Annotated in this window: 1 pseudogene; it reads left to right on the top strand. The window is 75.2% G+C overall.

What is annotated here, in order from left to right:
* Positions 1-360: 360 nt before the first annotated feature.
* Positions 361-2508: pseudogene (locus tag ABEB16_RS08500) on the top strand (glycoside hydrolase family 3 N-terminal domain-containing protein); the annotation flags it as partial.

Below are 2508 nucleotides of genomic sequence, written 5' to 3'. Positions count from 1 at the left end.
CGCCGCGGTGTTCGCCGTCATGGGGGTGGTGGGCCTGCGGGTGGCGGCCCGGCGGCTGGACCGGCTGCTGCTGTCCTGAACCCCCGCGCCCGCACGGACGTCCTTGTCAGGGCCCGTGACGGTGCGTCAGGATGCGGCCACCTGGCGGATCGGTGACCGTCCGGCCGGCCCCGCGGGGCCCGCGGGCCGGTGCCCGGGCGCATCCCTCGACGAAGAGGACCGTGCATGCCTCCCACCCGTTCCACGACGTCCCCCCGATCCGCGCGCCGCTCCTGGCCGCTCGTCCTGGCCGGGGGCGCGCTCGCCCTCTCCGCCGCACCCCTGGCCGCCGCCCTGCCGGCGGCCGCCGCCCCCGGCGACGTCTCCGTGGCCGCGGGCGAAACCCTGTACCTCACGCCCCAGGGCCGCGTCGTGACCGTGCCCCTCGTCCTGGCGATCGAGGGCGGTGGGGCGCTGGAGAGCCCCGTGCGGGTCCGCTGGGCGACCGGGGAGGGCAGCGCCACCCCCGGGGTCGACCACGTCCGGGCCGGCGGCAGCGTCACCTTCCCCGCGGGCACCGCCTCCGGCGCGCGCCGCCTCGTCAGCGTGCAGGTCCTCAGCACGCCCGGCGCGGAGACCGCCGAGACCATCCCGCTCACCCTCCGGACCGACACCGCCGGGGTGGGCACCACCGGCGCTACGATCGTCGTCGACGCGCACGGCATGCCCTACCTCGACCCCGACCGGCCCGTCGCCGAGCGGGTCGCCGACCTGCTGGGCCGGATGTCGCTGGAGGAGAAGGTCGGCCAGATGGTGCAGGCCGAGCGCGCCGGCGTCGACGCCGACCGGCGGCAGATCACCGACCTGCGGCTCGGTTCCCTGCTGTCCGGGGGAGGTTCGACGCCCGCGGAGAACACCCCCCGCGCGTGGGCCGACATGATCGACGGGTACCAGACCCACGCGCTGGCCACACCGCTGCAGATCCCGCTCGTGTACGGCATCGACGCCGTGCACGGCAACAGCAACGTGTACGGCGCCACCATCTTCCCGCACAACGTCGGCCTCGGCGCCGCGCGCGACCCGGGGCTCGTCCGCGAGGCCGCCGCCGTCACCGCCGCCGAGACCCGGCCGCTGGGCATCCCGTGGACGTTCGCCCCCTGCCTGTGCGTCACCCGCGACGACCGCTGGGGCCGCGCCTACGAGACGTTCGGGGAGCACCCCGCGCTCGTCATCGCCAACGAGACCTCCATCGCCGGTCTCCAGGGCGACACCCCGGCCGACCTCGCAGGCCCCGACCGGGTGCTCGCCACCGCCAAGCACTTCGCCGGCGACGGCAGCACCGCCTACGACGAGGACGCCGCGCCCGGCGCGTACCCCATCGACCAGGGCGACACCATCACCAGCCGGGAGCGGTTCGAGCGCATCGACCTGGCCCCCTACGTGCCCGCCGTGCGGCGCTGGGGCGTGGGCACCGTCATGCCGTCGTACTCCTCCGTGGACTGGACCGAGGACGGCGTCGGCAACCCCGTCAACATGCACGGCAACGGCGAGCTCGTGCAGGGCTGGCTCAAGGACGAGCAGGGTTTCGGCGGTTTCGTCATCAGCGACTACAACGGCATCGACCACATCGGCGGGGAGTTCGCGGAGAACGTCCGCACGGCCGTGAACGCGGGCCTCGACATGTTCATGCAGCCGCAGAACTACGCCGAGTTCCGCGAGACGCTGCTCGCGGAGGTGGCGGCGGGCCGGGTCGGCACGGGGCGCATCGACGACGCGGTGCGGCGCATCCTGACGAAGAAGTTCGAGCTCGGGCTCTTCGAGCGGCCCTTCGCCGACCGCGCCCTGCTGGCGCAGGTGGGTTCCGACGCGCACCGCGCCGTCGCGCGCGAGGCGGCCGCCGCCTCCCAGGTGCTGCTGAAGAACCGCGGCGGCGCGCTGCCGCTGGACACCGGGCAGAAGGTGTACGTGGCCGGGCGCAGCGCCGACGACCTCGGCAACCAGATGGGCGGCTGGACCATCACCTGGCAGGGCCAGAGCGGGCGGCACACCGAGGGCACGACGGTCCTGCAGGGCATCCGCGAGGTGGCCGGTGCGGGCGCGGTGACGTTCAGCGCCGACGCCTCCGCGCCCACCGCCGGTCACGACGTGGGCGTCGTCGTCGTGGGGGAGACCCCGTACGCGGAGGGTTTCGGTGACGTCGGCGGCCCGCTGTGGGCGTACGACCCCTCCGACGAGGGGCGGCCGCGGGAGGAGAAGTCGCTGTCCCTGAAGGAGGGCGACGTCGCGGTGGTCGACCGGGTGTGCGCCGCCGTGCCGACCTGCGTGGTCCTCGTGGTGTCGGGGCGCACGCAGGTGCTGCCCGCGGGCACCCTGGCGGGAGCCGACGCCCTCGTGGCCTCCTGGCTGCCCGGTTCGGAGGGCGCCGGGGTGGCCGACGTCCTCTACGGGCGCACGCCGTTCACCGGGCAGCTGCCGCTGAGCTGGCCGCGCACCGACGCCCAGCAGCCGCTCAACGTGGGCGACGAGGGG

Source organism: Kineococcus glutinatus, from assembly GCF_039542765.1.
In the GTDB taxonomy this organism is placed as follows: Bacteria; Actinomycetota; Actinomycetes; order Actinomycetales; family Kineococcaceae; genus Kineococcus_A; species Kineococcus_A glutinatus.
The sequence above is the reverse complement of the archived record's forward strand: the minus strand, read 5'-3'. Positions and strand labels throughout refer to the sequence as shown.